The following is a 24,751-nucleotide window of genomic DNA, read 5'->3' on the forward strand; positions in this document are numbered from 1 at the left end:
CGGCAAGGGCCGCGCCGGGGCCAGCTTGCCCATGGCCTTACGCCAGGCCATTGGTGGCGAAATCACCCTGCGGGTCGTCCCGGGCCTGTACTACGAGCGCCTCAGCGAAGCCGCCGCGCACAGCTTCTTCGCCGAACCCTGGACCGTCGGCTCCGAGGCCGATCGCATTGGCTACCGCTTCAAGGGTGGCAGCGCCTTGAGCTTCCAGCCGCGCGAGCAACCGTTTGGCGCCGGTTCCGACCCGTCCAACATCGTCGACAGCTGCTACCCGATTGGCTCAATCCAGGTCCCTGCCGGGCTCGAACCCATCGTTTTGCACCGCGACGCCGTCTCGGGTGGTGGCTACGCCATGATCGGCACCGTCATCAGCGCCGACCTCGACCTGATCGGCCAAATGCAACCCAACCAAAAGGCCCGCTTCGTCAGCGTCACCCTCGACCAAGCCCTCGAAGCCCGGCGTTCCTACAAGAAAAAACTCACCTGCCTGAGCAAACTATTCACCTAACCCCACCCACGGTAGGAGCGAGCTTGCCTCGCGATCTTTTGACCTTGAAAAGATCGCGAGACAAGCTCGCTCCTACAGTTTTTACGCTGAGCAAGACAACTGATAGAGACCGTTCGGGGTTTCCAGTGTGCTCTCTACCCATGTTTGGATAGCCCGCACTTGCGCTGGGGTGAGGGCGTACTCATAGATTGCCTCTTCATCCGAAGCCCATCCCATGAGCGCTTTGAGCTGTTCAGCATGCGCGCCAGGGATAGCCACTTCGTTTATTAGCTCTTCTGTGGTCTTATCGAAAATCAAAACAGAATGATTCATGGTTCAACTTTCCTGGTGGGTTTGGCGGGTTTCGTTTGTTCACCGGTGTTTGCATTGAACTCTCCCAAGTGATTGCCGCGTTTGTCGTACATTTCTACCGCGCCGTGCTGGTAATCCCATTCAAGTATTCTGCCGTCTGAGACTTTCCAGCGTAAAAGTCTTGGCCGGTGCAACTTTGGCATCTGGATAAGCGGGCAAAGCATTGGGCGCTGGGTGATACCCATGCCCCGGCACACTCAACACAACATAAAGTGGCGCCACACCCGAGTCAGCCGGGAACACCAAAATGAAGTCTTTGTAGTCCGGTGGATAAATCAGATTAACGATCAGCGCGTCAGCGGCTTTTGTCGGCGGGTAGATCCATATCTGCGGAGTGTGCGGCGCACCTTTCAGCGGTGGAATCCCGAGCGTGTCCTGAGGGTTTATCGCGGGCGTCCAGATCAACTCCACACCGCCACCAAAGTCCGCCACCTGCTGCGAATCTGGATAGCGTCGATCATTTTGGTCGGCATTGTCTGTAGGCAGACAGACTTAGGCTTGAAGGATTTCTACAGCGTGCAGTTTGAGAGGCGGGCACAGAAAAGCGCACCCTCCTACGTGAAGTGCGGCAATGGATGGCTTCTTGGCGTTGAGGGCAGGGGTAATGTGCACCGTCACTGAAATAAACAGTGGTCGGGCCTGGAAACCCGGGTAACAATTACGCGCTTGAGCGCCATTCACCCTATAGGGAGTTGGCGGCTTTGTGCGTCAGTCTTCATGTTATGACGGCTGTGCGCGGGAGGTCTTCGGACCTGCCGGGTTTCCTAATTGTCCCGGTTTTCCAGCCTGCGTACGGCTGTCGCCTTTTGCCTGGAAACAAAAGAGACAGTCATTAACCCAATTAGGAACATATCCAATGACCACCTCTTCCCCGATCAAAACCCTTGGCGTCGTGACCTTCGGCCCTTGCGGCGCAGACGACCATCAACTGTTTCGTGTAAACCCGGATATCCCGCTGCGCCAAGCGCTAGAACAAGTCTCGGCCTTACTGTTCTGCGCCAAAAAGCTGGCCCTTGATGCTGCTTTGGAACACGACGGCGAACGCCATGCCTGGGCCTCGCACTACCTGTGCGACATGGGCAAAGCCGTCATCGACGACCTGTGCCTGCACGACCTCTAACCCACCCCGGCCCTGTAGGAGCGAGCTTGCCTCGCGATCTTTTAAACGATCAAAAGATCGCGAGACAAGCTCGCTCCTACAGATGAACAGCACTAAATCGACTATCCTCGCAGCCTCAGCAAGCGCGCAGCGGCATAAAGGAAGTCCCCATGGCATTTGATTTGAGCAACACCTTGGTCGTCGGGATTTCCGCTACCGCGCTGTTCGACATGAGCGAATCTGACCAAATGTTCAAGGAAGGCCTCGAAACCGACCCTGAGAGCGCGATCCCCAACTACCGCCGCTACATGCAAGAGCGTGAAAACGAACTGCTGAAACCCGGCACGGGGTACTACCTGGTCAAAGCCCTGCTGGACCTGAACCAGCATCGCAAAAGCGACGACCAAGCGCCGCTGGTCGAAGTGGTGGTCATGTCCCGCAACAGCCCGGACACCGGCATCCGCGTGCTTAAAACCATACGTCACGACCAACTGGCAATCACCCGCTCGGCCTTCACCGGCGGCGAGTCAGTGGCCGATTACATCGATGCTTTCGATGTGGACCTGTTTTTGACCACCAACGTCGAAGATGCGCAAAAGGTCATCGACTCCAGACAATGCGCCGCAGCGATCCTCACCGCACCCCCGGCCAACGCCCCGCAAATCCCCGAAGGCCAAGTGCGCATCGCCTTCGACGGCGACGCCGTCCTGTTCTCCGACGCCAGCGAACTGGTATACAAAACCAAAGGTTTGGTCGCCTTCCAGGCGCAAGAAGATGCGCTGCAACACACCCCCATGGAAGAAGGCCCCTACGCCAGCCTGTTAAAAAAATTGGCCAGCCTGCAAGAACGCCTGCCCACCGGCAGCAAAGACTCCCCCATCCGAATCGCCATCGTGACCGCGCGCAATTCCCCCTCAGAAATGCGCGTCATCAACACCCTGCGCGCTTGGGGCGTCTACGTCGACGAAGCCTTCTTCCTCGGCGGCGTCGGCAAAGCCAAAGTACTCACCGCCTTCAACCCGCACATCTTCTTCGACGATCAAGACATCCACCTGGAAGCCGCCGCCACCCTGGTGCCTTCCGGCAAAGTACCGTACCTGACGCGCACAAACGTACTGGAGCTACCGGCTCCGGCTGACAAGGAAGAGAGTGATTTGGAAGTGGCCGATTCGGGGGTTGAGTCGGCTGAGCCGTAGAAAGGCTCAATACAAAGAAAAGATGGCGCACCAGGCGGGATTCGAACCCACGACCCCTGCCTTTGGAGGGCAATGCTGTATAGGCATTTTGATCGTTGCTGAGTGCCTCTAAATGCAAGCACGCACCGTAACCAAGTCCAGAAGGGGACGGGAAACCCTTTGCTTTATCTCTACCGCCCAAAGCGCGGCTGCATTGGTTAAGATGCGTCCCTTGACTCGTAAACAATCGCTCAGTTATCGACCAGGTCCTGGTGCTGGGCGTGGTGGAGGCGGTGCTCCGGACAGGGAGGTGGCGTGATGGATGCCCAGCAGCAACTGCAGCGTTTGCTTGAGGGCAACGGTGAAAGTGAGGTGGTGGAGTTTAAGGAGGCCAAGAACGGCTATGACTTCGCCAAGCTCGGTAAATACTTCTGTGCCCTGAGTAACGAGGCCAACCTGAAGGGCGTGCAGAGTGCCTGGCTGGTGTTTGGTGTAAAGGATAATCAGCGTGTAGTGGGCACACAGTTTCGCTTGGCGTTCAAAGATCTGCAGTCGCTAAAGAAGGAAGTGGCCGACAAGGTCAGCCAGCGGCTCACCTTTATCGACATTTACACCGTTCAACATGCAGATGGCCGCGTGTTGTTGCTCGAGATTCCTGCTGCCCCTCAAGGTCTGCCGGTGACGTGGGAAGGGCATTACTACGGCCGCGACGGCGAATCCCTCGGGCCGCTGTCGCTTGATGAGATAGAACGCATCCGTGGTCAGAATCGTCTGCAAGACTGGAGTGCGGGCATTTGTCCCGGCGCAAGTCTGGATGATTTGAGTGCCGAGGCTATCGCTTTGGCTCGCCGCGAATATGCCACCAAGCACCCCAAGAGGGCGGCTGAACTGCCAACTTGGAGTGACGAGGCATTTCTCAATAAGGCCAAGCTGACCATTCAGGGGAGCATTACCCGTACCGCTATTCTGCTGCTGGGTAAGCCGGAGGCGGCGCACAGAGTTAATCCTGCGTCGCCCACTCTGAGCTGGATTCTCAAGGACCGCGACGGCCTGGAACGCGACTACCAGCACTTCTCCTGCCCGCTGCTGGTCAGCGCCGATGAGCTTTACCGCAAGATCCGCAACCTGAAATACCGCTATATGTCGGAAGGCTCGCTGTTCCCCGAGGAGGTCGACCAGTACGACCCTTTTATCATTCGCGAGGCCCTGAATAATGCTATTGCCCACCAAGACTACGAGCTGGGTGGCAAGGTCTCGGTGGTGGAGTTCGAAGACGGCCGGCTGTGCTTTAGCAATCCCGGAGCTTTTATTCCCGGATCGGTCGAGCAGGTAATCCAGGCCGACGCGCCGGAAAGTCGCTACCGCAACCGTTTCCTTACCGATGCCATGGTCAACTTGAACATGATTGACACCATCGGCAGCGGCATCCGCAAGATGTTTATGATCCAGAAGAACCGTTTCTTCCCACTGCCGGAATACCAACTGGAGCAAAACCGCGTGCAGGTGACAATCACTGGGCGTGTTTTGAATATCAGTTATGCCCGCAAGCTGGCCGAGCTGCCTAATCTGGCGCTGGACGACATCATCCTGCTGGACCGCGTGCAGAAACAGAAATCACTGAGTGATACGCAGGTTCGTCACCTCAAGGCGCAGGGGCTGATCGAGGGCCGGAAACCTAATTTCCATATTTCCGCCCAAGTTGCGCGGCATAGCGATGACAAGGCGCAGTACATCCTCAATCGTGGCTTCGATGATGAGCATTACAAACGCTTGATCAGTCAGTTGATCGAGAAATTCGGCACGGCCAAACGCGCTGATATCGATAAGCTGCTCGTAGACAAACTGCCGGATGTTTTAAACAGTCAGCAGAAAGCCCACAAGATCAAGAACCTGCTGCAAGCCTTGAAGAAACAAGGGGTTATCGAACCCAAGGGTAAGCTTTGGCAAATGTCTAAAGTCTGATGGGTAGACATTTTCCGATCCTAGGGCGAGTTTTTGGCGCAGGCAAAGAATGTCCGGTGGTATGGCGAAAACTCATTTGATTGAAAAGATAAATTTAGACGAATAAGCCGTGCTCTTAGACATTCAGCAGGTTCTCAGTCAGCCTGGAGAATGGTTTTTAGTCTTTATAAATCAATGGCTTAGTGGTGTTTTAAATGGATGACGGAAAATGTCTAACACTCATTAGCTAGACATTTCTAGACATTCGCACTGCGTGCTGAGCCCGTCTGGCAGCGATAAGACGGGCATGTGCAAGGAAGCTGGGCAGAAACGAGTTTTTCAGGCAGCACTCATCGGCCACTTCAAGTGCAGGTGATTGAGGTTTTGGGGTACGCAGGATTTGAAGCGGATTGAAGAATCGTTTTCTTAAAAAACGATCAATCAAAGAAAAGATGGCGCACCAGGCGGGATTCGAACCCACGACCCCTGCCTTCGGAGGGCAGTACTCTATCCAGCTGAGCTACTGGTGCAACGCGGGCGCCATGATACTCATCTGCGTGTCGCCCGTCCATGCCGCTGATTCGTCGGGTGTTTCTTTGTGCGTTATGGGGTATTAATGAGGACTAGGTGAGAAAAGGGTGAAATCAGGCCGTTTGTTCTTTTTTTCGAACAGCCTATTGTCCTTTACCCCTGTTGACCCTAGGATTCGTTTGAGATTTCAAACGCTCTTGTCTGAGTGCTGAATCGCACGGCTTATTCTTTGTGCGGCCTTTAAGTACTTTGGCAGTGAATGACTTCCTGACGGCAGCCTTCTATGGCGCCTTTCTTTTATCAATAATTCGCCCCGCCTCTGTGCGGTGCTGTTAAGGAAAGCCAACATGCAGCTCAAAGACGCACAACTGTTCCGCCAACAAGCCTATATCGATGGTGCTTGGGTCGATGCGGACGGTGGTCAGACGATCAAGGTTAACAACCCGGCCACGGGCGAAATCATCGGTTCCGTGCCAAAAATGGGCGCGGCTGAAACCCGTCGTGCGATTGAAGCCGCAGACAAGGCGTTGCCAGCCTGGCGTGCACTGACCGCTAAAGAGCGTGCAGGCAAACTGCGTCGCTGGTTTGAGCTGTTGATTGAAAACCAGGACGACCTGGGCCGTCTCATGACCCTGGAGCAAGGCAAGCCACTGGCTGAAGCCAAGGGCGAAATCGCTTACGCCGCTTCGTTCATCGAGTGGTTCGCTGAAGAAGCCAAGCGCGTCTATGGCGACGTGATCCCAGGCCACCAGCCTGACAAGCGCCTGATCGTGATCAAACAACCGATCGGTGTGACCGCTGCCATTACGCCGTGGAACTTCCCGGCCGCCATGATCACCCGTAAAGCAGGCCCGGCACTGGCCGCAGGTTGCACCATGGTGATCAAGCCCGCTTCGCAAACCCCGTTCTCCGCGTTGGCACTGGTTGAGCTGGCGCACCGTGCCGGCATTCCAAAAGGCGTGTTGAGCGTTGTGACGGGCAGCGCTGGCGACATCGGCGGCGAGCTGACCAGCAACCCGATCGTGCGCAAGCTGTCCTTCACCGGTTCGACCGAAATCGGTCGTCAACTGATGGCCGAATGCGCCAAGGACATCAAAAAAGTTTCTCTGGAACTGGGCGGCAACGCGCCGTTCATCGTGTTTGACGACGCTGACCTGGATAAGGCCGTCGAAGGCGCGATCATCTCCAAGTACCGCAACAACGGCCAGACCTGCGTGTGCGCTAACCGCCTGTACATTCAGGACGGCGTGTACGACGCGTTCGCTGAAAAACTCAAAGCGGCTGTGGCCAAGCTCAAAATCGGTAACGGTCTGGAAGAAGGCACCACCACCGGCCCGCTGATCGATGACAAGGCGGTGGCAAAAGTCAAAGAACACATCGCGGATGCACTGAGCAAAGGCGCAACCCTGCTGGCAGGCGGCAACAGCCTGGAAGGCAGCTTCTTTGAGCCGACCATTCTGGTCAACGTGCCGAAAAACGCTGCCGTGGCCAAAGAAGAAACCTTCGGCCCGCTGGCACCGCTGTTCCGTTTTAAAGACGAAGCCGAAGTGATCGAGATGGCCAACGACACCGAGTTCGGTCTGGCGTCGTACTTCTATGCGCGTGACATGAGCCGCGTTTTCCGTGTTGCAGAAGCACTGGAATACGGCATGGTCGGCGTTAACACCGGTCTCATTTCCAACGAAGTCGCGCCTTTTGGCGGCATCAAGGCGTCGGGCCTGGGCCGCGAAGGCTCCAAGTACGGCATCGAAGACTACCTGGAAATCAAATATCTCTGCCTGAGTATTTAACTCGGCGGGTGGTTCAGCAGAAGGGGCACGAGAGCGATGCTCCCTCTGTGTTTCAAACTGTTAATTTTTGTGGCCGGGCGCGCCATGCCAGTCGATCATCGCATGCTGGCATCGGTGCTACCCAGGCGCGTCAGCCTTGAACCACGCCGTTAGATAAACGGCGAATGAGGAACACCATGAGCAACAAGACCAACGCATCTTTGATGAAACGCCGTGAAGCCGCTGTCCCTCGCGGCGTTGGCCAGATCCACCCGATTTTTGCCGAGTCGGCAAAAAACGCGACCGTAACCGACGTTGAAGGTCGTGAGTTCATCGACTTCGCGGGCGGTATCGCGGTACTAAACACCGGTCACCTGCACCCGAAAATCATTGCCGCCGTGCAAGAGCAACTGACCAAGCTGACCCACACCTGCTTCCAGGTACTGGCTTACGAGCCGTACGTAGAGCTGTGCGAAAAAATCAACGCCAAGGTCCCAGGCAACTTCGACAAGAAGACCCTGCTGGTGACCACCGGTTCGGAAGCCGTTGAAAACGCCATCAAGGTTGCCCGCGCAGCCACTGGCCGTGCTGGGGTGATCGCGTTCACCGGCGCTTACCACGGCCGTACCATGATGACCCTGGGCCTGACCGGTAAAGTCGTGCCTTACTCGGCCGGCATGGGCCTGATGCCAGGCGGTATCTTCCGCGCTCTGTACCCGTGCGAGCTGCATGGCATCAGCGTTGACGACTCCATCGCCAGCATCGAACGCATCTTCAAAAACGATGCCGAGCCTAAAGACATCGCTGCCATCATCATCGAGCCAGTTCAGGGCGAAGGTGGTTTCTACGTGGCGCCGAAAGCGTTCATGGCTCGCCTGCGTGAACTGTGCGACAAGCACGGCATCCTGCTGATCGCTGACGAAGTACAAACAGGCGCGGGTCGTACCGGCACCTTCTTCGCCATGGAACAAATGGGTGTTGCGGCTGACCTGACCACCTTCGCTAAATCCATCGCTGGCGGCTTCCCGCTGGCGGGCGTGTGCGGCAAGGCCGAGCTGATGGACGCTATCGCTCCAGGCGGCCTGGGCGGCACCTACGCCGGTAGCCCGATCGCGTGTGCGGCGGCACTGGCGGTGCTGGAGGTGTTTGAAGAAGAGCACCTGCTGGACCGTTCCAAGGCAGTGGGCGAGCATCTGGTGTCTGGCCTAAAGGCTATCCAGGCCAAGTACCCGGTGATCGGCGACGTTCGTGCGCTGGGCGCCATGATCGCGGTCGAGCTGTTCGAAGGCGGCGACGCACACAAGCCAAACGCAGCAGCCGTGGCTCAAGTCGTCGCTAAGGCGCGTGAGAAAGGTCTGATCCTGCTGTCGTGCGGCCCGTACGGCAACGTTCTGCGTGTTCTGGTGCCGTTGACCGCTCCAGACGAACTGCTGGACAAAGGCCTGGCCATTATCGAAGAGTGCTTCGCTGAGCTGGCGTAAGCCCGCCGTGAAGGTGTGACTCGATAGACAAAAAAAACCGCTTCGGCGGTTTTTTTTGGTTTAAGCGATTCAGACATGTGATTTTTCTGTATCCATGCGTTGCCATTGTCTAAGGTGCAGGCATTGCGCTGGGAGCAGATTGAATGGCCGTTGTAGATTTAACCGTTGTACCGAGCGTATTGATTGCCGAGGCCGATCCGTGGTCCCGGGATCTACTCAAGCAAGTGGTGCTGAGTGTTCGGTGTGACGCGCAGTTGGATGTGTGCGGTGAAGGGCAGCAGGCACTCTTGCTGCTGAGCCAAAAAAGTTATGACCTGGTGATTTCAGACCGGGACCTGCCCGGTGTCAGCGGGCTGGATATGTTGCGCAGTGTGCGCCAACGTCGTCGCAGCCCGGCCTTGCCGTTTATTTTAGTCAGCAGCCGCAATGACAGCGCCAGCGTACGCGAAGCCTTGCCGTTGGCGCCCACCGCCTACCTGACTAAACCACTGGACCTGAGCGGTCTGACCAAGCGTCTGCAGGGGCTGTTACTGAGCGCGGGGCAAGAGGTGCTGTGTGACGTGCCGTCACTGACGCCCGGCATGACCCTTAAACGTTTTCTGACACAGCGCCGGGCGTCCTCGGATGGCGCGCCGCTGTGGATCGACGCACGTGCAGCGGTCAAGCGCAGCCTCAGCCCTGACGGCCTCAACCTGGCGGCGCTGGAAGATGAAGTGTGCAAAGACCCGCAAATTACCGCCGTGCTGATTGCCGCGGCCAATAGCGCTGCGCAGCACCTTGCGCGGCCCGCCCAGACGCTGACCCACGCCTTGCAGCGGCTGGGCCCGGCGCAAAGCATGAACCTGGTGCAAGGGCTGACGCTCAAGCACAGCGCGCAACTGAACGACCCGCGTCTGGCCGATTACGCCGAGCACCAGTGGGCGGTGTCGTTGCGCGCGGCAGAGTACGGTCGCACCTTGGCAGGCATGCTCAACCTCGATCAGCAGCGCTGCTACTGTGCGGGTTTGCTGTACCGCCTGGGTGATCTGGCGGTGCTGCGCTGTTTGCAAGAATGGCAGCAGGCGGGGGGCGAGCTGGACACGCAGGTGATTGACGAGTCCCTGGCCGAGTTTGGGGCCGCCTACGGCTCTGCGTTGCGCACACGCTGGCGCTTGCCGCTGGAGCTGCGCGAGTTGATCGCGGCGGTGTATCACCTGGGAGGCGGGGTGTACTCGCGAGAGGCGCTGGTCATGAACCTGGCCGGGCAGTTGGCGGTGCTGGAATCAGAAGAAGGCCTGGATGCGCTGGCCAGCAGCAAGACCGCGCGTTTGCTGCGGGTAGGCACGGCAGAACTGTCACGCCTGATGAGCAAGGTGCAAAGCACCGTCTAACCTTGGCAAATCTGTAGCCGCTGACGAGGCACGAAGGCTGCGATGCGGGCCGCAGGACCGCTGTTTTGGGTCGCTTCGCAACCCATCGCAGCCTCATGCTTCGTCAGCGACTACCGTGGTAGTCGCTGCCCGCAACCGCTCTTAAACCGCCGCAGGGCGCAGCGAGTAGGTTTTCAGCTGTTTGGCAAATTCGCGCAGCGAATGAATCCCGCTGGCTTCCGCCTCATGGACCCATTCCTTGATCGCCGCCAGCATGTCGTGACCATTGGTGCTGGTCTTGATCCAGATCTGTTGCAGCGCCAGACGCTTTTCATAGATCACTTTGAGCGATTGGCTGTGCTCCAGCAGGGTTTCAATACGCTGGTGATGGCGCTCTTCCAGCAAGCTGGTTTCACGCGACAGCAGGCGCTTGGCCCGGCGGAACTGGTGGCGAACCGAGTGATCGACCTTGGCCAGTTCTTGCTGCACCAGCGGTGCGATCACCAGCTTGCGGTACTGCGCCATGATCTGGAACCGGTTGTTGAGGATCGCCATCGCGGTGTCCATATCCAGGCTGCCTTTGCCTTCGACCCGGTGGGCGATAGGCGCAACCCGCTGAACCTTGGCCAAACGCAAAAAGCTGAACACTTTGATCCACGCCCACCCCAGGTCGAACTCCCACTTCTTGACCGACAGCTTGGCCGAGTTGGGGTAGGTGTGGTGGTTGTTGTGCAGCTCTTCGCCACCAATGAGGATGCCCCACGGCACCAGATTGGTCGCGGCATCGCGGCACTCAAAGTTGCGATAACCGACCGCATGGCCCAAACCGTTGACCACGCCCGCAGCCCACACCGGGATCCACATCATCTGCACGGCCCAGATGGTCAGGCCGATGGCGCCGAACAGCAGCAAATCAATGACCAGCATTAAGGCCACGCCCAGCAGCTTGTATCGCGAATAAAGATTGCGCTCGATCCAGTCTTCAGGGCAGTTTTTGCCGTAAATGCGTAGCGTTTCAGGATTCTGTGCTTCTTCGCGATACAGCTCTGCACCTTTTCGCAAAACGGTCGATAACCCTTTAACGACCGGGCTGTGCGGGTCATCGGCGGTTTCACATTTTGCGTGGTGTTTGCGGTGAATGGCCGTCCACTCGCGGGTGTTCTGCGCGGTGGTCAGCCACAGCCAGAAGCGGAAGAAGTGTTTCAGGCCACCGTTGAGTTCAAGTGAGCGGTGAGCTGAGTAGCGGTGAAGATAAACCGTGACACCGATAATGGTCACGTGGGTCATCAACAGGGTGACTGCAACCAGTTGCCAGGCTGACAAGTCAAGAAAACCGTTGTACCACATAGGCTGTTTGGCCCTCGGGAAGATGAAATAAATTGCAACACGCATTATCACCATGCAGCCATTTAAAACCAGTCGCCCTTTGAGATAAGAGTGGCTGGATGTTTCTTACTCTATAATTCCCATTTTTTTGTAGGCGTTATAACTTTCTCATGTCGGTTTCTTCTCGCAATGCCCTGCGTGCAGCCCTGCTTTACGGGTTGTTATCGGTAGCCTGGCTGCAAATAACTGATCATTTATTGAGCAGTTTTTTGGACGACTCGGCGCAGTTGGCGCACTGGCAGCTCATCAATGGCTATGTGTGGGTGTTTGTCAGCGCCGTTCTGATCTTTGTCGCTCGCTCCCAACTGTTGAGTTTTCTCGGCGGGAGCGCCAGCTTGAAGCGCCAACGCGAGGATCGCGAGCGTCTGCGCCAAGCGGCAGCGGTGTTTGACTGCACCCGAGAAGGGGTGCTGGTCACTGACCGCACGGGTGCAATTGTGCATGTGAATCGGGCGCTGGTTGAAATCACCGGATATACGGTCGAAGAAGTGCTGGGTAAACGGCCCAACATGTTCAAGTCCGGTCACCATGACCTTGAGTTTTACCAGGGTGTTTTCAAGTCCTTGCAAGAAACCGGCGACTGGCACGGCGAGATCTGGAACCGGCGCAAAAACGGTGAAATCTACCCGCAGTGGCAAACCGTGCGGGCCATCACCGACGAAAAAGGCCAGCTCACCCACTATGTCGCGGTGTTCACCGACATTTCGGCGATTAAAAAATCCCAGACGGACCTGGCGCGGCTGGTCCACCATGACCCGCTCACAGACCTGCCCAATCGCCTGCTGTTTACCGACCGTACCGAGCAAGCCTTGACCTCTGCGCAGCGCCACAAGACAGGCTGCGCGCTGCTGATGATCGACCTTGATCATTTCAAAATTATTAACGACAGCCTTGGGCATAACGTCGGCGACCTGTTGCTCAAGGCGGTCAGCGGGCGTTTACAGCGCGTGTTCGGCAAAGGCTACACGGTGGCCCGACTGGGCGGCGACGAGTTCGCCGTGCTGATCGAAAATTGCTCAAATGCGAGTCGCGCCGAGGTACTGGCGCAGCAAGTGCTGGAGGCCATGAAAGCAGCGTTTGAGATCACCGGCCATCAACTGTTTGTGAGCGCCAGCGTGGGCATCAGCGTGTTCCCCGGCGATGCGCTGAACGCCGAGCAACTGCTGCGCAATGCCGACTCGGCGCTGTTCAAGGCCAAAAGTGCGGGCCGCGAAGGCTACGCGCTGTACACCGAAGAACTGACCGTGCACGCCCTTAACCGGATCGAGGTGGCCAGCGACTTGCGCCGGGCGCTCGAGCAGCAAGAGTTGCGGGTGTATTACCAGCCGGTGCATGACCTGAAAACCAGCCGCCTGATCGGGGTTGAAGCTTTGGTGCGCTGGGAGCACCCGCTGCGGGGGCTGGTGCCTCCGGGGGAGTTTATCCCGATCGCTGAACGCACCGGCCTGATAGCCGAAATTGACGCCTGGGTGCTGGAACAAGCCTGTTGGCAGATGTGCCAGTGGCAATCGGCAGGCGTGCATTTGTCGTTCGTGGCGGTGAATATCTCCAGCCGTCTGTTCGCCCGCCCGGAGCTCTATACGCTGGTGTCCACCGTGTTGACCGACAGCGGTCTGGACCCGGCCTTGCTGGAGCTGGAAGTCACGGAAAGCGCGGTGATGGAAGATTCTCAAGGGGCGCTGGAGCAGATGCACCGTCTGCGTGCGCTGGGGTTGCGCCTGGCCATTGATGACTTTGGCACCGGCTTTTCATCGCTGCTGCGCCTCAAGCAACTGCCTGTGCAAAAACTCAAAATTGATCAGGGTTTTGTCGCAGGCTTGCCGGAAGACAATGACGACGTGGCGATTGTGCGCGCGGTCATTGCCCTGTCCCAAAGCATGGGCTTGCAGGTGCACGCCGAAGGCATCGAGCACATCGAGCAGGCGCAGTTCCTGCTCGACTTCAAGTGCGATCTGGGCCAGGGCTACTGGTTTGGCCGCCCGGTGCCTGCCAGCGAACTGGATTGGCAGCGGGCGCCCGTCATTCGCACCTGAGCGCTGCCTCAGGCTTTCTCGGGTGGCAGCTCAGGCAGTGCGCGAAGGGCTGTCTCGTACCACTCGGTGTTGAAGGCGCGGTCTTCGTCGAGCATCGCGTCGATCTCGATGGCCAGTACGTGGGCCATCAAGTTCAAAATCTCTTCGCGCTCATAACCGACCAGGGTCAGCTTATTGAAGGTGGCCTTGGCCGCGGGCGGATTGTCGCTTTCGATCTGGTTTTCAATCGCCTGGGTCAGGGTGGATTCGGCGAATTCTTCTTCGTCGTTGTCGATATCAGTTGGCTCGCTCATGGGCAGGCTCCTTAAGGTAAGGCCGGCAGTTTAGCGGTATTCAGCGCAATGATGCTGCTGGTCAGCTTAGCGGCGAAGCTCTATAACAGCTGCTGCCAACCCCAACATGGCCTGGAGGCTTTGTGATGCTCAAGCTTTATGGATTCGCTGTCAGTAACTACTACAACATGGTCAAGCTGGCGCTGCTGGAAAAGGGCCTGCCGTTTGAAGAGGTCGCGTTTTTTGCTGGCAAAACCCCAGAGGCGCTGGTAGTCAGCCCTTGCGGCAAAGTGCCGGTATTGGGCGTCGAGCAGGGCTACGTCAACGAAACCAGCGTGATCCTCGACTACATCGAACAGACCCAGCCGGGCCCCAAACTGCTGCCGACCGATCCCTTTGAGCGTGCCCGAGTATTGGCCATCGCCAAAGAAATCGAGTTGTACATCGAGTTGCCCGCCCGTGCGTGCTACGCCGAAGCGTTCTTCGGCACGCAAGTCCCTGAGGCGATCAAGACCAAAGCCAAGGCCGAGTTGCTGCACGGCATTGCGTCGCTGGCGCGTCACGCAACATTCGCACCCTATGTTGCGGGCGAGACCCTGAGCGTGGCAGACATTTACTTCCTGTACAGCGTCACCTTGGCCTGTGGCGTGGGCAAGAAAGTCTTCGGCCTGGACCTGCTGGCCGAATTGCCAGGCGCCAAGGCGCTGCTGGAGCACCTTGAGCAAAACCCGCACGTTAAACGCATCGCGGCAGACAAAGACGCAGCCATGCCGCAGTTTTTGGCGTGGATTAGCAGCAAAAAATAAGAGCGCCAAAGCACCCGACCTGTAGGAGCTGCCGAGGAACGAAGGCTGCGATCTGTTGATATAAAGATCAAAAGATCGCAGCCTGCGGCAGCTCCTACAAGCGCTGTGTTTAACGGCTGGCCAGCAAGGCCTTGCCGCGAATCACTGCCGCTTTCACTTGGGCCGGCGCTGTGCCGCCAATGTGATTACGGGCATTCACCGAACCTTCCAGGGTCAACACGGCAAACACGTCGTCATCAATTTGATCGCTGAACTGGCGCAGTTCTTCCAGGCTCATTTCGGCCAGGTCTTTGCCCGTTTCCACGCCGTATTTCACGGCATGGCCAACGATTTCGTGGCAGTCACGGAACGGCAGGCCACGGCGCACCAGGTAGTCGGCCAGGTCAGTTGCTGTCGAGAAACCGCGCAGCGCCGCTTCACGCATGATCGCGTGCTTGGGCTTGATCGCCGGGATCATGTCGGCAAAGGCACGCAACGAGTCACGCAGGGTGTCGGCGGCATCGAACAGCGGCTCTTTGTCTTCCTGGTTGTCCTTGTTGTAGGCCAGTGGCTGGCCTTTCATCAGGGTCAGCAGGCCCATCAGGGCACCGAACACGCGGCCGCTTTTGCCACGTACCAGCTCTGGCACGTCGGGGTTTTTCTTTTGCGGCATGATCGAGCTGCCGGTGCAGAAACGGTCAGGCAGATCAATGAACTGGAACTGCGCGCTGGTCCACAGCACCAGCTCTTCGGAGAAGCGCGACAGGTGCATCATCGCAATGCTCGCGGCGGCGCAGAATTCGATGGCGAAATCGCGATCCGAGACGTTGTCCAGCGAGTTGCCGCCCACGGCGTCAAAGCCCAGCAGTTGCGCGGTCAGCTCACGGTCGATCGGGTAGGTGGTGCCCGCCAGTGCGGCGCTGCCCAGCGGCATGCGGTTGGTGCGTTTACGGCAGTCGACCAGGCGCTCGTAGTCGCGGCTGAGCATTTCGAACCAGGCCAGCATGTGATGCCCGAAGGTCACCGGCTGAGCGGTTTGCAGGTGCGTAAAGCCCGGCATGATGGTCTCGGCTTCGCGCTCGGCTTGCTCCAGCAGGCCTTTTTGCAGGCGTGTGATTTCAGCCAGGATGAGGTCGATTTCATCACGCAGCCACAGGCGAATATCGGTAGCGACCTGGTCGTTACGGCTGCGCCCGGTGTGCAGCTTTTTACCGGTCACGCCGATGCGGTCTGTCAGGCGCGCTTCGATGTTCATGTGCACGTCTTCCAGGTCGACACGCCAGTCAAAAGTGCCGGCCTCGATTTCGCTCTGGATGGTTTTTAAACCGTCGATGATGCTGTCGCGCTCTGCATCGGTCAGCACACCGACCTTGGCCAGCATGGTGGCGTGGGCCACGGAGCCCATGATGTCGTGGCGATAAAGGCGCTGGTCGAAAGTGACCGAGGCAGTGAAGCGCGCAACGAAGGCGTCGACGGGTTCACTGAAGCGGCCGCCCCAGGACTGATTGGTCTTGTCGGTGCTCATGGATTCGCTCGTAATCGGCTGAGGGGGAGTACATAAAAAGTTACTGCGGATCATAACAGGGTTGCCATTCAAGGCGTTGACGCAGGTCGGCAGGTTTTAACGGATTTGAGGTATAAACAAAATACCGAAACGAATTGTATAGATTGGCCCCATTCGTCTTGGCAACCGTCTACAGTTGGTCGTATGGAGCAGTCTTTGCAGGTCTTTGTAGCTTGTTGGACGCATCCGGTATTAAATCGAGCAACAGACACAGGTGAATTTTGCTGTGCGACTTGCGGCACTTTTTGGCCTTCACGCTAGTCTTAGCGTGGATCGCTGTGACAGCCGTCACTTCACCTGTCTACGCTATCCTTGTGCGAGACTCACGCAGGAATACAGCGCTATATGAATGTCCTGATCGTTGATGACGAAACCTTGGCCCGAGAGCACTTGAGCCGTTTGCTCAATGCTGTTGGGGGTTATACGCCGCTGGAGCCCGCCGCTACTCATGGCGAAGAGGCTCTGAGCCTGATCGAAAGCCTGAAGCCCGATGTCGTTCTTCTCGACATCCACATGCCGGGCCTCGACGGTTTGCAGGTCGCTGCCAAATTATGCGAGCGCGAATTGCCACCCGCCGTGGTGTTTTGCGTAGCGCCTGACGAGTTCTCTGTTCAGGCCCTGCAAGACAGCGGTGTGAGCTATGTGCTCAAGCCGGTCAGCGCCGAGGCCCTTACTGCGGCCTTAAAAGACGCGCACCGGCCTAACCGTGTGCAACTGGCGGCCCTGACTCGGCCTGCCGCGCAAACGGGCAGCGGGCCACGCAGCCACATCAGTGCCAGAACCCGAAAAGGCATTGAACTCATCCCTATCGACAAAGTGATTTATTTCATCGCTGACCATAAATACGTGACCTTGCGTCACGAGGGCGGCGAAGTGTTGCTCGATGAGCCGCTCAAAGCCCTTGAAGACGAATTCGGTGAACGCTTTGTGCGCATCCACCGCAACGCGCTGGTAGCGCGTGACCGTATCGAACGCCTGCAACGTACCCCGCTGGGGCACTTTCAGCTGTTCCTCAAGGGGCTTAATGGCGATGCGCTGATTGTGAGCCGCCGCCACGTGGCGGGCGTGCGCAAAATGATGCAGCAGCTCTGACACGGCAAATGGTCATTGTGGTGGGAGCGGGCTTGCTCGCGATTCAGGCGGCGCGGTATGCCTGAATCATAGGGTCGATGCCATCGCGAGCAAGCCCGCTCCCACGCGGTATTTATTCGCCCTCCTATAACGGATGGCCTGCTCTTGGCTTAATCGGCCACGTACTTTCTGATACAAGTCAAAGCTGTTTTGGCTGAGCTGTTATTATCAGCCGTATCTTTTCAGTACGGATTGATCCATGTCCTCTCGCGAAATCCGCATCGCTACCCGTAAAAGCGCCCTGGCTCTGTGGCAGGCCGAATACGTCAAAGCCCGTTTAGAGCAGGCTCACCCAGGTCTTGTGGTGACGCTGGTGCCGATGGTCAGCCGTGGCGACAAGCTGCTGGACTCGCCGCTGTCGAAAATCGGCGGCAAGGGTTTGTTCGTCAAAGAGCTGGAAACTGCCCTGCTCGAAAACGAAGCTGACATCGCCGTGCACTCCATGAAGGACGTGCCGATGGACTTCCCTGAAGGCCTCGGTCTGTTCTGCATTTGCGAGCGCGAAGACCCGCGTGACGCTTTTGTCTCCAATACCTTTGCCAGCCTCGAAGCCTTGCCGGCCGGCAGTGTGGTCGGCACGTCGAGCCTGCGCCGTCAGGCTCAGTTGCTGACCCGTCGACCAGACCTCGAAATCCGCTTTCTGCGCGGCAACGTCAACACGCGTCTGGCCAAGCTCGACGCCGGTGAATACGACGCCATCATCCTCGCTGCTGCGGGCCTGATCCGCTTGGGCTTTGAAGACCGCATCACCTCGGCGATCAGTGTCGAAGACAGCCTGCCAGCCGGTGGCCAGGGCGCCGTGGGCATTGAATGCCGCAGCGCAGACCACGAAATTCACGCGTTGCTGGCGCCGCTGCACCATGCCGACACGGCAGTGCGTGTGACCGCAGAACGCGCGCTCAACAAACACCTCAATGGCGGCTGCCAAGTGCCCATCGCCTGCTATGCCGTGCTGGAAGGCGAGCAGATCTGGCTGCGCGGCCTGGTCGGTGAGCCCGCCGGTGGCACATTGCTGAGCGCCGAAGCACGTGCCCCGCACAGCGACGCGACAGCGTTGGGTGTGCAGGTCGCCGAAGACCTGCTGGCACAAGGCGCCGGTGAGATTCTTAAAGCGGTCTACGGCGAGGCGGGTCACGAGTGACAGGTTGGCGCCTGCTGCTGACCCGACCCGCTGAGGAGTCGGCAGCACTCGCGAACGAGCTGGCCACTGTGGGTGTGTTCAGCAGCAGCCTGCCGCTGCTGGCCATCGAACCGCTGGCATTGACTCAAAGCCAGCGCGAGATGGTCGCCCACCTGGACCGCTATTGCGCGGTCATCGTGGTCAGCAAGCCCGCTGCGCGCCTGGGCGTGCAGTGGGTCAGCCAGTATTGGCCGCAAGCGCCTGAGCAGCCGTGGTTCAGTGTGGGTGCCGCCACTGCGCAGATTCTCGCCGAGCATGGCCTGGATGTTAGCTACCCTTTATCCGCAGATGACAGCGAGGCCTTGCTGGCGTTGCCCGCGTTTACCCAAGCGGTGACGTGCAGCGAGCCCAAGGTGCTGATCGTGCGCGGCGAGGGCGGGCGCGAAATGCTCGCCGAGCATCTGCGCCAGTTGGGTGCGCAGGTCGATTACCTCGAACTGTATCGCCGAACGCTGCCGTCTTACCCGGCTCACACACTGCTTGAACGCATAAAAGCGGAACGCCTGAACGCGCTGGTGGTCAGCAGTGGACAGGGGTTTGAACATTTGCAGCAGTTGGCAGGTGATGCCTGGCCCCAACTGAGCGGTATGACATTGTTTGTTCCAAGCCCTCGCGTCGCGCAGATTGCGCGCGATGCCGGGGCCAAAAACGTTGTGGATTGCCGTGGCGCGAGCGCTGCGGCTTTGCTGGCGGCGCTACGGGCACATCCCGTACCTGCTTTCTAACGCAAAGGATGGATACGTGAGCGAAACAGTCTTGCCAAAAGAACACGTGCAGCCCGCGCCAGAAGCGCCGGTTGAAAAACCTGTCATCAAGCCTGAGCGCCGGGGCAATGGTCTGGCCGCCTTCGCGCTGTTGCTCGGCGCTGCCGGCATCGCGGTCGGCGGTTGGGCGGTGTGGCAGATGCGCCATCTGGAAGCCAGCACTGCCGAGCAGTTGGCAGAAGTGCAGGCGCTGGGCGCACAAACGCTGTCGATCAAACAAAGCGAGCAGCAACTGCTGACGCGGCTCAACCAGTTGCCTTCGGCCAACGACCTGGATAACCAGCGTCAGTTGGTGGTGCAACTGCAAGGCGATCAGCAACGCTTGAATCAACGCCTTGAGACCGTGCTGGGGGCGAGCCGCAAAGACTGGCGTCTGGCCGAGGCCGAGCACTTGTTGCGTCTGGCCAGCCTGCGCTTGTCAGCGCTGCAAGACATCAGCAGTGCTCAGGCGTTGGTGCAGGGCGCCGATGACATTTTGCGCGAGCAGAATGATCCCGGTTCGTTCGCTGCCCGCGAGCAACTGGCCAAGAGCCTCGCCGCCTTGCGCAGCGTCGAACAGCCAGACCGCACGGGTGTGTTCCTGCAGTTGGCGGCCTTGCGTGATCAAGTGTCGCAACTCACCGCGCTGGCGCCCGAGTTCAAGGACTCCGGTGATTCATTGCTGGGCCTGACCGCCGATGGCGACGGGGCAAGCCGCTGGGAGCAATGGTGGGATGAAATCTCCCATTACATCCGTATCGACTTCAATGCCGACAAAAACGTGCGGCCGTTGCTGGCAGGGCAAAGCCTGACCCAAGTGCGTCTGGCCTTGAGCCTGGCGCTGGAGCAAGCGCAGTGGGCTGCGCTTAACGGTCAGGCCTCGGTCTACACCCAGGCTTTGGCGCAGGCGCAAGAGGTGCTCAAAGGCAACTTCAACCAGGACAACGCGCAAAGCAAAAAAATGCTGGAGCAAGTGGTTGAGCTGAGCAAACAGCCGGTCACGGTCAAGACGCCGGACCTGGCGGGCACCTTGAGTGCGATGCAGGCCTACCTTGAGCGTCGGCATGTCGAGGCTGACGAACCGGGTCGTGCGGCTGCCAAACCGGCCGAGGAGGCCCGCCCATGAAGCGTCTGTATGTGATTGTGTTCTTGTTGATTGCGGCCGCTGCGTGCGTCGGCCTGGCAATCTCCGAGGACGCAGGCTACGTGCTGGTGGCTTACAAAAACTTCCGCTACGAATCCAGCCTGTGGGCGTCACTGGCTGTGCTGGTGATCCTGTGGCTGGTGATCTGGGGCATCAAGCTGTTGGTTGAGCTGTTCAGCGTCTCGACTGGCCTGGTCAACCCGTGGTCAAGGCGTAACCGCAGCCGTCGCATTCAACTGGCGATCGAACAAGGCCAGATGGACTTGGCCGAGGGCCGCTGGGCCAGCGCGCAAAAGCACCTGACCCGCGCCGCAGAAGCCGAGCGCCAACCGTTGCTGTTCTACCTCGGTGCCGCGCGTGCGGCCAACGAGCTGGGTCGTTACGAAGAAAGCGACAGCCTGCTTGAGCGCGCCCTTGAGCGTCAGCCCCAGGCCGAACTGGCGATTGCCCTCAACCATGCGCAACTGCAAGTTGATCGCGCAGACACCGAAGGCGCCCTCAACACCTTGCAAGCCATGCACGAACGCCATCCGCATAACGTGCAGGTGCTGTGTCAACTTCAGCGCCTGCACCAGCAGCGCGGCGACTGGTCAGCTCTGATCCGCCTGCTGCCCGAGCTGCGTAAAGACAAAGTCTTGCCTGCCCAGGAACTGGCTGAACTTGAACGCCGCGCCTGGGGGCAAAACCTTGGCCTGGCGGCGCAGCGCGACACGGGGGGCGAGGCAGGGCTGCAATCGTTGACCCTGGCTTGGCAGCAACTGACCTCGGCGCAGCGTCAGGAGCCCACCCTGGTACTGGCTTATGCCGAGCAATTGCGCCGCCTGGGCGCACAGTCCGAGGCCGAAGAAGTAGTGCGCGGTGCGCTCAAGCGCACGTACGACAGCCACTTGGTGCGCCTGTATGGCTTGCTGCGTGGCAGCGACCCGGTCAAGCAATTGCAGACCGCAGAAGGCTGGCTCAAGGCGCACCCGGCGGACGCCAGCTTGCTGCTGACCCTGGGCCGCCTGTGCTTGCAGAACAGCCTGTGGGGCAAGGCGCGGGACTACTTCGAAAGCAGCCTCAAGCTTGAGCGCAACCCAGAAACCTGCGCAGAGCTTGCACGGCTCCTGGCCCAGTTGGGTGACACAGCGCGCAGCAATCAGTTGTTTCAGGAAGGCCTGAACTTGCTGGATGAACGCTTGCTGGCGCTGCCTTTACCGCAATAGAGCGTTTTGTAAACACCCCCTGTGGAAACGGTCATCGGCCGTTAACACAGGGGGGAACCGCTTTTTAGGCGCGACAAGAAATTTCGTACGCTATCTGCACTAAAGCCTTTCAGCAGTTGTTGGTGATTCCCTACAAGCTTACGGAAGTATCCGTATTGGCTGGCCTTGAAAGGGCTATTGGCTTTCCTCTACCGTACCCGCCTGTCTATTTTGTTACGGAAAAGCCATGTTGTTGGCCTGCTCACGTTTCATATTCCTTTTGGCGTTGGTTGCCAGTGCTGCGGTGCTGGGCGCCTCTTTGTATCTGGAGTACGGGCCCGGGCTGAGCCCCTGTTTGCTCTGCCTGGTGCAACGCTATCTGTTACTGGCTTTTTGTGCGGTCAACCTGATCGCCTTTGTCCATGCGCCGCGTGCCATCGGCGTACTGGTTTACTCAATGGTGTCCATGCTGCTGGCTCTGGCGGGGTTGGCCAGTGCCACCTGCCAAGTGCTTTATCAGCGATTACCGGCGCAGCAGTTGATGATTTGTCAGCCCGATTTGGCGCAACTGTGGAACAACCTGTCACTGGGCGATCTGTTTACGTCGGTCTACCGCGGGACCGAAGCCTGCGCGCATATCCAGTGGACACTCTTTGACCTGAGCATCCCCGAGCTGAGCATGCTGGCATTTGCAGGTTTGGCGGCGCTGAGTCTGTTCCAGTGGGTGCGCTATTTTTTACCGGGTAAAAAGCCCCGTCCTGCGACCAGAAGTAGCACTTCGTATTAAACGCTTGTATGAACTTTCTCTCGTGCGTACCTTGAAGCAGTTGCTTGGCGGGCATAATCTGGCCCGCACGCATTGTTGGAGTTATGTCGCCCATTGCCGGTGTATCTGCACAGGTTTTGGTCCACACAGGCCCGGCTCGATCGGGTGGCATGGGCCCACTAGGGAAGAGAGATCATCATGCTCGAAAGATGTCAGAGTGCTCAGGAACGCTTCAATGGTGTTCACCAGTTGGTAGACCGCTGGTTGCATGAGCGCAGCAAGCTTGTGAGTGCTTATGCGGCTGTCATTGATCAGCAGCGCAATCCCAAACGCGGGCCTCAAAAAGAGTTCTGCCAACTGCTGGTTGATTACGTTTCTGCGGGCCACTTCGAAATTTATGAGCAGCTCAACGCCGAAGCGAAAGCATTCAATGATGAGCGCGGGCTCGCGTTGGCTGAGATCATCCACCCCCGAATCAACGTCATTACCGAAGCCGCTTTGGCCTTTAACGAGCACTGCGACGGCAAGGCGCATCGCCCGGATTGCGAAAAACTCGCCAGCGAATTCAAAACACTCGGCGCCTTGCTCGATGAGCGTTTTGAGCTTGAAGACTGCTTGATCGAAGTGCTGCACAGCGCGCACAAACAGAAAGAAGCCGCCCAGGCTTGATACCCCATTCGGTAGGAGCGAGCTTGCCTCGCGATCTTTTGATCTTCTAAAAGATCGCGAGGCAAGCTCGCTCCTACAGAAATTCGTCTTATTGCACCTTCAGCAATTCGATTTCAAACACCAGCGGTGTGTAAGGCGCTATCAAATCCCCTGCGCCTTCAGCCCCGTACGCCTGATTGGAAGGTATCACCAGCCGCCATGTCGAACCGGTTGGCATCTGCGCCAGCGCCAAGCGCCACCCATTGATCACGCTGTCCAGGCGCAACCATTGTGGCTGCGTGCTCTGATCGAAAACCGTACCGTCCGGCAAACGCCCCACATAGTTCACGTACACCGAACTCTGAGCATCAGGTTTTGCCCCGGTGCCTGCCTTGAGTTCAGTCGCCAAAATGCAGTTACCCAACTCGCGGACGCCTGCTTTTTGTTTTTCTTTTAATAAAAAATCACGCTCGGCATTCAGTGCAACTTCGCTCTGCGGTTGCGCGGGCTCGGCATCGATTTGCGCCTGATGCGCCGTCAATATTTGCTCGATTCGTTCATCACTTAGCGCTAGCGGCTTGCCTTCATAAGCGCTGCGCAAACCGTCGATCAAGGCCTGGATCTGTAGCTGCGGCACATCTTCGCGCAAACGCTCGCCAAGGCTCGCACCCAAGCTGTAGGCCAGGTCGTGCGCGGCTTGCGGGCTTTGCGCCGGGGCCGCATGGGCCGAACAGGCAACGCACAAGAGGGTCAATAAAAGGGCACGCGACATGGGCAGTCTCCGGTCTTCAGTGCGAGCGATTATGCCTGTGCGAGCACGATTGTTTGGGGGAAATATCGGGGGCTTTAATAAACGCAGAAGTGGCCAAAAAATTTATCTGCACAGGCCTGTAAAAAGTGATCTGTCACAAGTTTTCCGGCGCTATGCAACCCGCTGCTATGGTTAGTGTCAACATGATCTAGCGGCGGTTCTTACAGAGGTCTAGTATGAGCCGCACTCACTTCAGCCAGGAGGTAAACCATGTCGGCCAACAAGAAGTCTGTTAATACGCCGTTGCACTTGCTCCAACAACTCTCAGGCAGCCTGCTTGAGCATTTGGAAAGCGCCTGTTCCCAAGCGCTGGCTGATGCTGAGAAGTTGCTCGCCAAGCTTGAAAAACAACGTGGCAAAGCTCAGGAAAAACTGCACAAGGCACGTGAAAAACTGCAAGAAGCCGCTCACGCTGGCAAGTCCAAGGCACAAGCCAAAGCCAAGTCTTCCGTGAAAGAACTTGAGCAACTGCTGGACTCGCTCAAAGACCGTCAAACTGAAACGCGCGCTTATATCCAGCAGCTCAAGCGTGATGCGCAAGAAAGCCTCAAGTTGGCCCAAGGCATTGGCCGGGTTAAAGAGGCCGTTGGCAAGGCACTGACGGCTCGCACCGCCAAACCTGCTGCCAGCGCTAAAAAGCCTGCGGCCAAAGCACCGGTTGCCGCCAAGGCGCCTGCTAAACCTGCTGCTAAAGCACCGGCCAAAGCAACAGCAGCGGCCAAGCCTGCGGCTAAAACCGCGGCGGCAAAACCCGCTGCCAAAGCTCCTGCTGCCAAACCGGCCGCTGCTAAAGCGCCAGCCGCCAAGCCAGCGACAACCCGTACCGCGGCTGCAAAACCTGCCGCCAAGCCCGCCGCCGCTAAACCTGCTGCTGCCAAAGCCCCTGCATCCGCAGCCGCCAAG

The 24,751-nt window shown here is 58.2% G+C and carries 21 protein-coding genes, 1 tRNA gene and 3 pseudogenes; 18 read left to right on the plus strand and 7 right to left on the minus strand.

What is annotated here, in order from left to right:
* Window positions 1–505 (plus strand): annotated as a pseudogene (locus GHO25_RS21935) (allophanate hydrolase); the annotation flags it as partial.
* Between the two features lie 81 nt (window positions 506–586).
* On the opposite strand, the gene GHO25_RS21940 reads toward GHO25_RS21935, so the two are convergent.
* Both GHO25_RS21940 and GHO25_RS21945 read right to left on the minus strand, forming a co-directional pair.
* Window positions 587–817, minus strand: coding sequence for a hypothetical protein (locus tag GHO25_RS21940; RefSeq protein ID WP_153335249.1), 231 nt, complete (start codon window positions 815–817; stop codon window positions 587–589).
* A pseudogene (locus GHO25_RS21945) lies at window positions 814–1,294 on the minus strand (colicin E3/pyocin S6 family cytotoxin); the annotation flags it as partial. The gene GHO25_RS21940 and the pseudogene GHO25_RS21945, both read right to left, overlap by 4 nt.
* Window positions 1,295–1,712: 418 nt before the next feature.
* Here GHO25_RS21945 and GHO25_RS21950 point away from each other — a divergent pair.
* The 3 genes from GHO25_RS21950 (at window position 1,713) to GHO25_RS21960 (ending at window position 5,092) form a co-directional block, all read left to right on the plus strand.
* Window positions 1,713–1,976, plus strand: coding sequence for a DUF3077 domain-containing protein (locus GHO25_RS21950; RefSeq protein WP_048390979.1), 264 nt, complete (start codon window positions 1,713–1,715; stop codon window positions 1,974–1,976).
* Window positions 1,977–2,125: 149 nt separating this feature from the next.
* On the plus strand, window positions 2,126–3,151 hold the full coding sequence (locus GHO25_RS21955; protein ID WP_153392380.1) for a 5'-nucleotidase: 1,026 nt from the start codon (window positions 2,126–2,128) through the stop codon (window positions 3,149–3,151).
* 297 nt (window positions 3,152–3,448) lie between these two features.
* Window positions 3,449–5,092 carry an RNA-binding domain-containing protein gene (locus tag GHO25_RS21960; RefSeq protein ID WP_153392382.1) on the plus strand — a complete coding sequence of 548 codons (1,644 nt, stop codon included), beginning with the start codon at window positions 3,449–3,451 and terminating at the stop codon, window positions 5,090–5,092.
* Window positions 5,093–5,524: 432 nt separating this feature from the next.
* On the opposite strand, the gene GHO25_RS21965 is transcribed toward GHO25_RS21960, so the two are convergent.
* Window positions 5,525–5,601, minus strand: a tRNA-Arg gene (locus tag GHO25_RS21965).
* A 348-nt stretch (window positions 5,602–5,949) separates the two neighbouring features.
* Between GHO25_RS21965 and gabD the strand changes: the two genes are divergently transcribed.
* From gabD to GHO25_RS21980, 3 genes are all read left to right on the plus strand, one after another.
* Entirely contained in the window at window positions 5,950–7,392 is a 1,443-nt protein-coding gene (gene gabD, locus GHO25_RS21970) for an NADP-dependent succinate-semialdehyde dehydrogenase (RefSeq protein ID WP_048366922.1), read from the plus strand.
* A 176-nt stretch (window positions 7,393–7,568) separates the two neighbouring features.
* Window positions 7,569–8,852 (plus strand): 4-aminobutyrate--2-oxoglutarate transaminase, encoded by a 1,284-nt coding sequence (gene gabT / locus GHO25_RS21975; protein WP_048366921.1) that lies wholly within the window; start codon window positions 7,569–7,571, stop codon window positions 8,850–8,852.
* A 143-nt stretch (window positions 8,853–8,995) separates the two neighbouring features.
* Window positions 8,996–10,222, plus strand: a complete 1,227-nt coding sequence (locus GHO25_RS21980; RefSeq protein WP_153392384.1) for an HDOD domain-containing protein — start codon at window positions 8,996–8,998, stop codon at window positions 10,220–10,222.
* A 141-nt stretch (window positions 10,223–10,363) separates the two neighbouring features.
* Here GHO25_RS21980 and desA read toward each other — a convergent pair whose 3' ends face one another.
* Window positions 10,364–11,548 carry a delta-9 fatty acid desaturase DesA gene (gene desA, locus GHO25_RS21985; protein WP_048390508.1) on the minus strand — a complete coding sequence of 395 codons (1,185 nt, stop codon included), beginning with the start codon at window positions 11,546–11,548 and terminating at the stop codon, window positions 10,364–10,366.
* A gap of 149 nt (window positions 11,549–11,697) precedes the next feature.
* Between desA and dibA the strand changes: the two genes are divergently transcribed.
* The gene (gene dibA / locus GHO25_RS21990; protein WP_153392387.1) at window positions 11,698–13,620 is read left to right on the plus strand and encodes a phosphodiesterase DibA; all 1,923 of its coding nucleotides are present in this window, start codon (window positions 11,698–11,700) and stop codon (window positions 13,618–13,620) included.
* A gap of 8 nt (window positions 13,621–13,628) precedes the next feature.
* Here the strand turns inward: dibA and GHO25_RS21995 are convergent, their stop codons facing one another.
* The gene (locus GHO25_RS21995) at window positions 13,629–13,913 is read right to left on the minus strand and encodes a hypothetical protein (protein ID WP_048366917.1); all 285 of its coding nucleotides are present in this window, start codon (window positions 13,911–13,913) and stop codon (window positions 13,629–13,631) included.
* A gap of 125 nt (window positions 13,914–14,038) precedes the next feature.
* On the opposite strand from GHO25_RS21995, the gene GHO25_RS22000 reads away from it, so the two are divergent.
* A complete protein-coding gene (locus GHO25_RS22000) occupies window positions 14,039–14,698 on the plus strand; it encodes a glutathione S-transferase family protein (protein WP_153392389.1) in 660 nt (219 codons plus the stop codon).
* 109 nt (window positions 14,699–14,807) lie between these two features.
* On the opposite strand, the gene argH is transcribed toward GHO25_RS22000, so the two are convergent.
* On the minus strand, window positions 14,808–16,202 hold the full coding sequence (argH, locus tag GHO25_RS22005) for an argininosuccinate lyase (protein WP_153392391.1): 1,395 nt from the start codon (window positions 16,200–16,202) through the stop codon (window positions 14,808–14,810).
* 265 nt (window positions 16,203–16,467) lie between these two features.
* Here argH and GHO25_RS22010 point away from each other — a divergent pair.
* The 8 genes and pseudogenes from GHO25_RS22010 to GHO25_RS22045 form a co-directional block, all read left to right on the plus strand.
* Window positions 16,468–16,590, plus strand: a pseudogene (locus GHO25_RS22010) (sensor histidine kinase); the annotation flags it as partial.
* Window positions 16,587–17,333, plus strand: coding sequence for a LytTR family DNA-binding domain-containing protein (locus GHO25_RS22015; RefSeq protein ID WP_048366914.1), 747 nt, complete (start codon window positions 16,587–16,589; stop codon window positions 17,331–17,333). The pseudogene GHO25_RS22010 and the gene GHO25_RS22015, both read left to right, overlap by 4 nt.
* Before the next feature lie 238 nt (window positions 17,334–17,571).
* Entirely contained in the window at window positions 17,572–18,513 is a 942-nt protein-coding gene (hemC, locus tag GHO25_RS22020; RefSeq protein ID WP_048390501.1) for a hydroxymethylbilane synthase, read from the plus strand.
* Window positions 18,510–19,277 (plus strand): uroporphyrinogen-III synthase, encoded by a 768-nt coding sequence (locus GHO25_RS22025; protein ID WP_178110184.1) that lies wholly within the window; start codon window positions 18,510–18,512, stop codon window positions 19,275–19,277. Before hemC ends, GHO25_RS22025 begins: the two co-directional genes overlap by 4 nt.
* A 16-nt stretch (window positions 19,278–19,293) precedes the next feature.
* The gene (locus tag GHO25_RS22030) at window positions 19,294–20,421 is read left to right on the plus strand and encodes a uroporphyrinogen-III C-methyltransferase (protein WP_048390500.1); all 1,128 of its coding nucleotides are present in this window, start codon (window positions 19,294–19,296) and stop codon (window positions 20,419–20,421) included.
* Window positions 20,418–21,644, plus strand: a complete 1,227-nt coding sequence (locus GHO25_RS22035; RefSeq protein WP_153392393.1) for a heme biosynthesis protein HemY — start codon at window positions 20,418–20,420, stop codon at window positions 21,642–21,644. Before GHO25_RS22030 ends, GHO25_RS22035 begins: the two co-directional genes overlap by 4 nt.
* Before the next feature lie 226 nt (window positions 21,645–21,870).
* A complete protein-coding gene (locus GHO25_RS22040; RefSeq protein WP_153392395.1) occupies window positions 21,871–22,410 on the plus strand; it encodes a disulfide bond formation protein B in 540 nt (179 codons plus the stop codon).
* Between the two features lie 177 nt (window positions 22,411–22,587).
* On the plus strand, window positions 22,588–23,058 hold the full coding sequence (locus tag GHO25_RS22045; RefSeq protein WP_048366908.1) for an Rsd/AlgQ family anti-sigma factor: 471 nt from the start codon (window positions 22,588–22,590) through the stop codon (window positions 23,056–23,058).
* Between the two features lie 88 nt (window positions 23,059–23,146).
* On the opposite strand, the gene GHO25_RS22050 is transcribed toward GHO25_RS22045, so the two are convergent.
* A complete protein-coding gene (locus GHO25_RS22050; protein WP_372240963.1) occupies window positions 23,147–23,722 on the minus strand; it encodes an FKBP-type peptidyl-prolyl cis-trans isomerase in 576 nt (191 codons plus the stop codon).
* Window positions 23,723–24,058: 336 nt separating this feature from the next.
* Between GHO25_RS22050 and GHO25_RS22055 the strand changes: the two genes are divergently transcribed.
* Window positions 24,059–24,751: AlgP family protein (locus GHO25_RS22055; protein WP_153392399.1), on the plus strand; the 693-nt coding region annotated here is incomplete at its 3' end.

The sequence above is a fragment of the Pseudomonas sp. FSL R10-1350 genome, from assembly GCF_009600525.1.
In the GTDB taxonomy this organism is placed as follows: Bacteria; Pseudomonadota; Gammaproteobacteria; order Pseudomonadales; family Pseudomonadaceae; genus Aquipseudomonas; species Aquipseudomonas helleri.

Excerpts from the sequence above, each read along its gene's own strand:
- GHO25_RS21940 (WP_153335249.1), bottom strand. The coding sequence starts at position 817 with ATGAATCATTCTGTTTTGATTTTCGATAAGACCACAGAAGAGCTAATA.
- GHO25_RS21950 (WP_048390979.1), top strand. The coding sequence starts at position 1,713 with ATGACCACCTCTTCCCCGATCAAAACCCTTGGCGTCGTGACCTTCGGC.
- GHO25_RS21955 (WP_153392380.1), top strand. The coding sequence starts at position 2,126 with ATGGCATTTGATTTGAGCAACACCTTGGTCGTCGGGATTTCCGCTACC.
- GHO25_RS21960 (WP_153392382.1), top strand. The coding sequence starts at position 3,449 with ATGGATGCCCAGCAGCAACTGCAGCGTTTGCTTGAGGGCAACGGTGAA.
- gabD (WP_048366922.1), top strand. The coding sequence starts at position 5,950 with ATGCAGCTCAAAGACGCACAACTGTTCCGCCAACAAGCCTATATCGAT.
- gabT (WP_048366921.1), top strand. The coding sequence starts at position 7,569 with ATGAGCAACAAGACCAACGCATCTTTGATGAAACGCCGTGAAGCCGCT.
- GHO25_RS21980 (WP_153392384.1), top strand. The coding sequence starts at position 8,996 with ATGGCCGTTGTAGATTTAACCGTTGTACCGAGCGTATTGATTGCCGAG.
- desA (WP_048390508.1), bottom strand. The coding sequence starts at position 11,548 with ATGTGGTACAACGGTTTTCTTGACTTGTCAGCCTGGCAACTGGTTGCA.
- dibA (WP_153392387.1), top strand. The coding sequence starts at position 11,698 with ATGTCGGTTTCTTCTCGCAATGCCCTGCGTGCAGCCCTGCTTTACGGG.
- GHO25_RS21995 (WP_048366917.1), bottom strand. The coding sequence starts at position 13,913 with ATGAGCGAGCCAACTGATATCGACAACGACGAAGAAGAATTCGCCGAA.
- GHO25_RS22000 (WP_153392389.1), top strand. The coding sequence starts at position 14,039 with ATGCTCAAGCTTTATGGATTCGCTGTCAGTAACTACTACAACATGGTC.
- argH (WP_153392391.1), bottom strand. The coding sequence starts at position 16,202 with ATGAGCACCGACAAGACCAATCAGTCCTGGGGCGGCCGCTTCAGTGAA.
- GHO25_RS22015 (WP_048366914.1), top strand. The coding sequence starts at position 16,587 with ATGAATGTCCTGATCGTTGATGACGAAACCTTGGCCCGAGAGCACTTG.
- hemC (WP_048390501.1), top strand. The coding sequence starts at position 17,572 with ATGTCCTCTCGCGAAATCCGCATCGCTACCCGTAAAAGCGCCCTGGCT.
- GHO25_RS22035 (WP_153392393.1), top strand. The coding sequence starts at position 20,418 with ATGAAGCGTCTGTATGTGATTGTGTTCTTGTTGATTGCGGCCGCTGCG.
- GHO25_RS22040 (WP_153392395.1), top strand. The coding sequence starts at position 21,871 with ATGTTGTTGGCCTGCTCACGTTTCATATTCCTTTTGGCGTTGGTTGCC.
- GHO25_RS22045 (WP_048366908.1), top strand. The coding sequence starts at position 22,588 with ATGCTCGAAAGATGTCAGAGTGCTCAGGAACGCTTCAATGGTGTTCAC.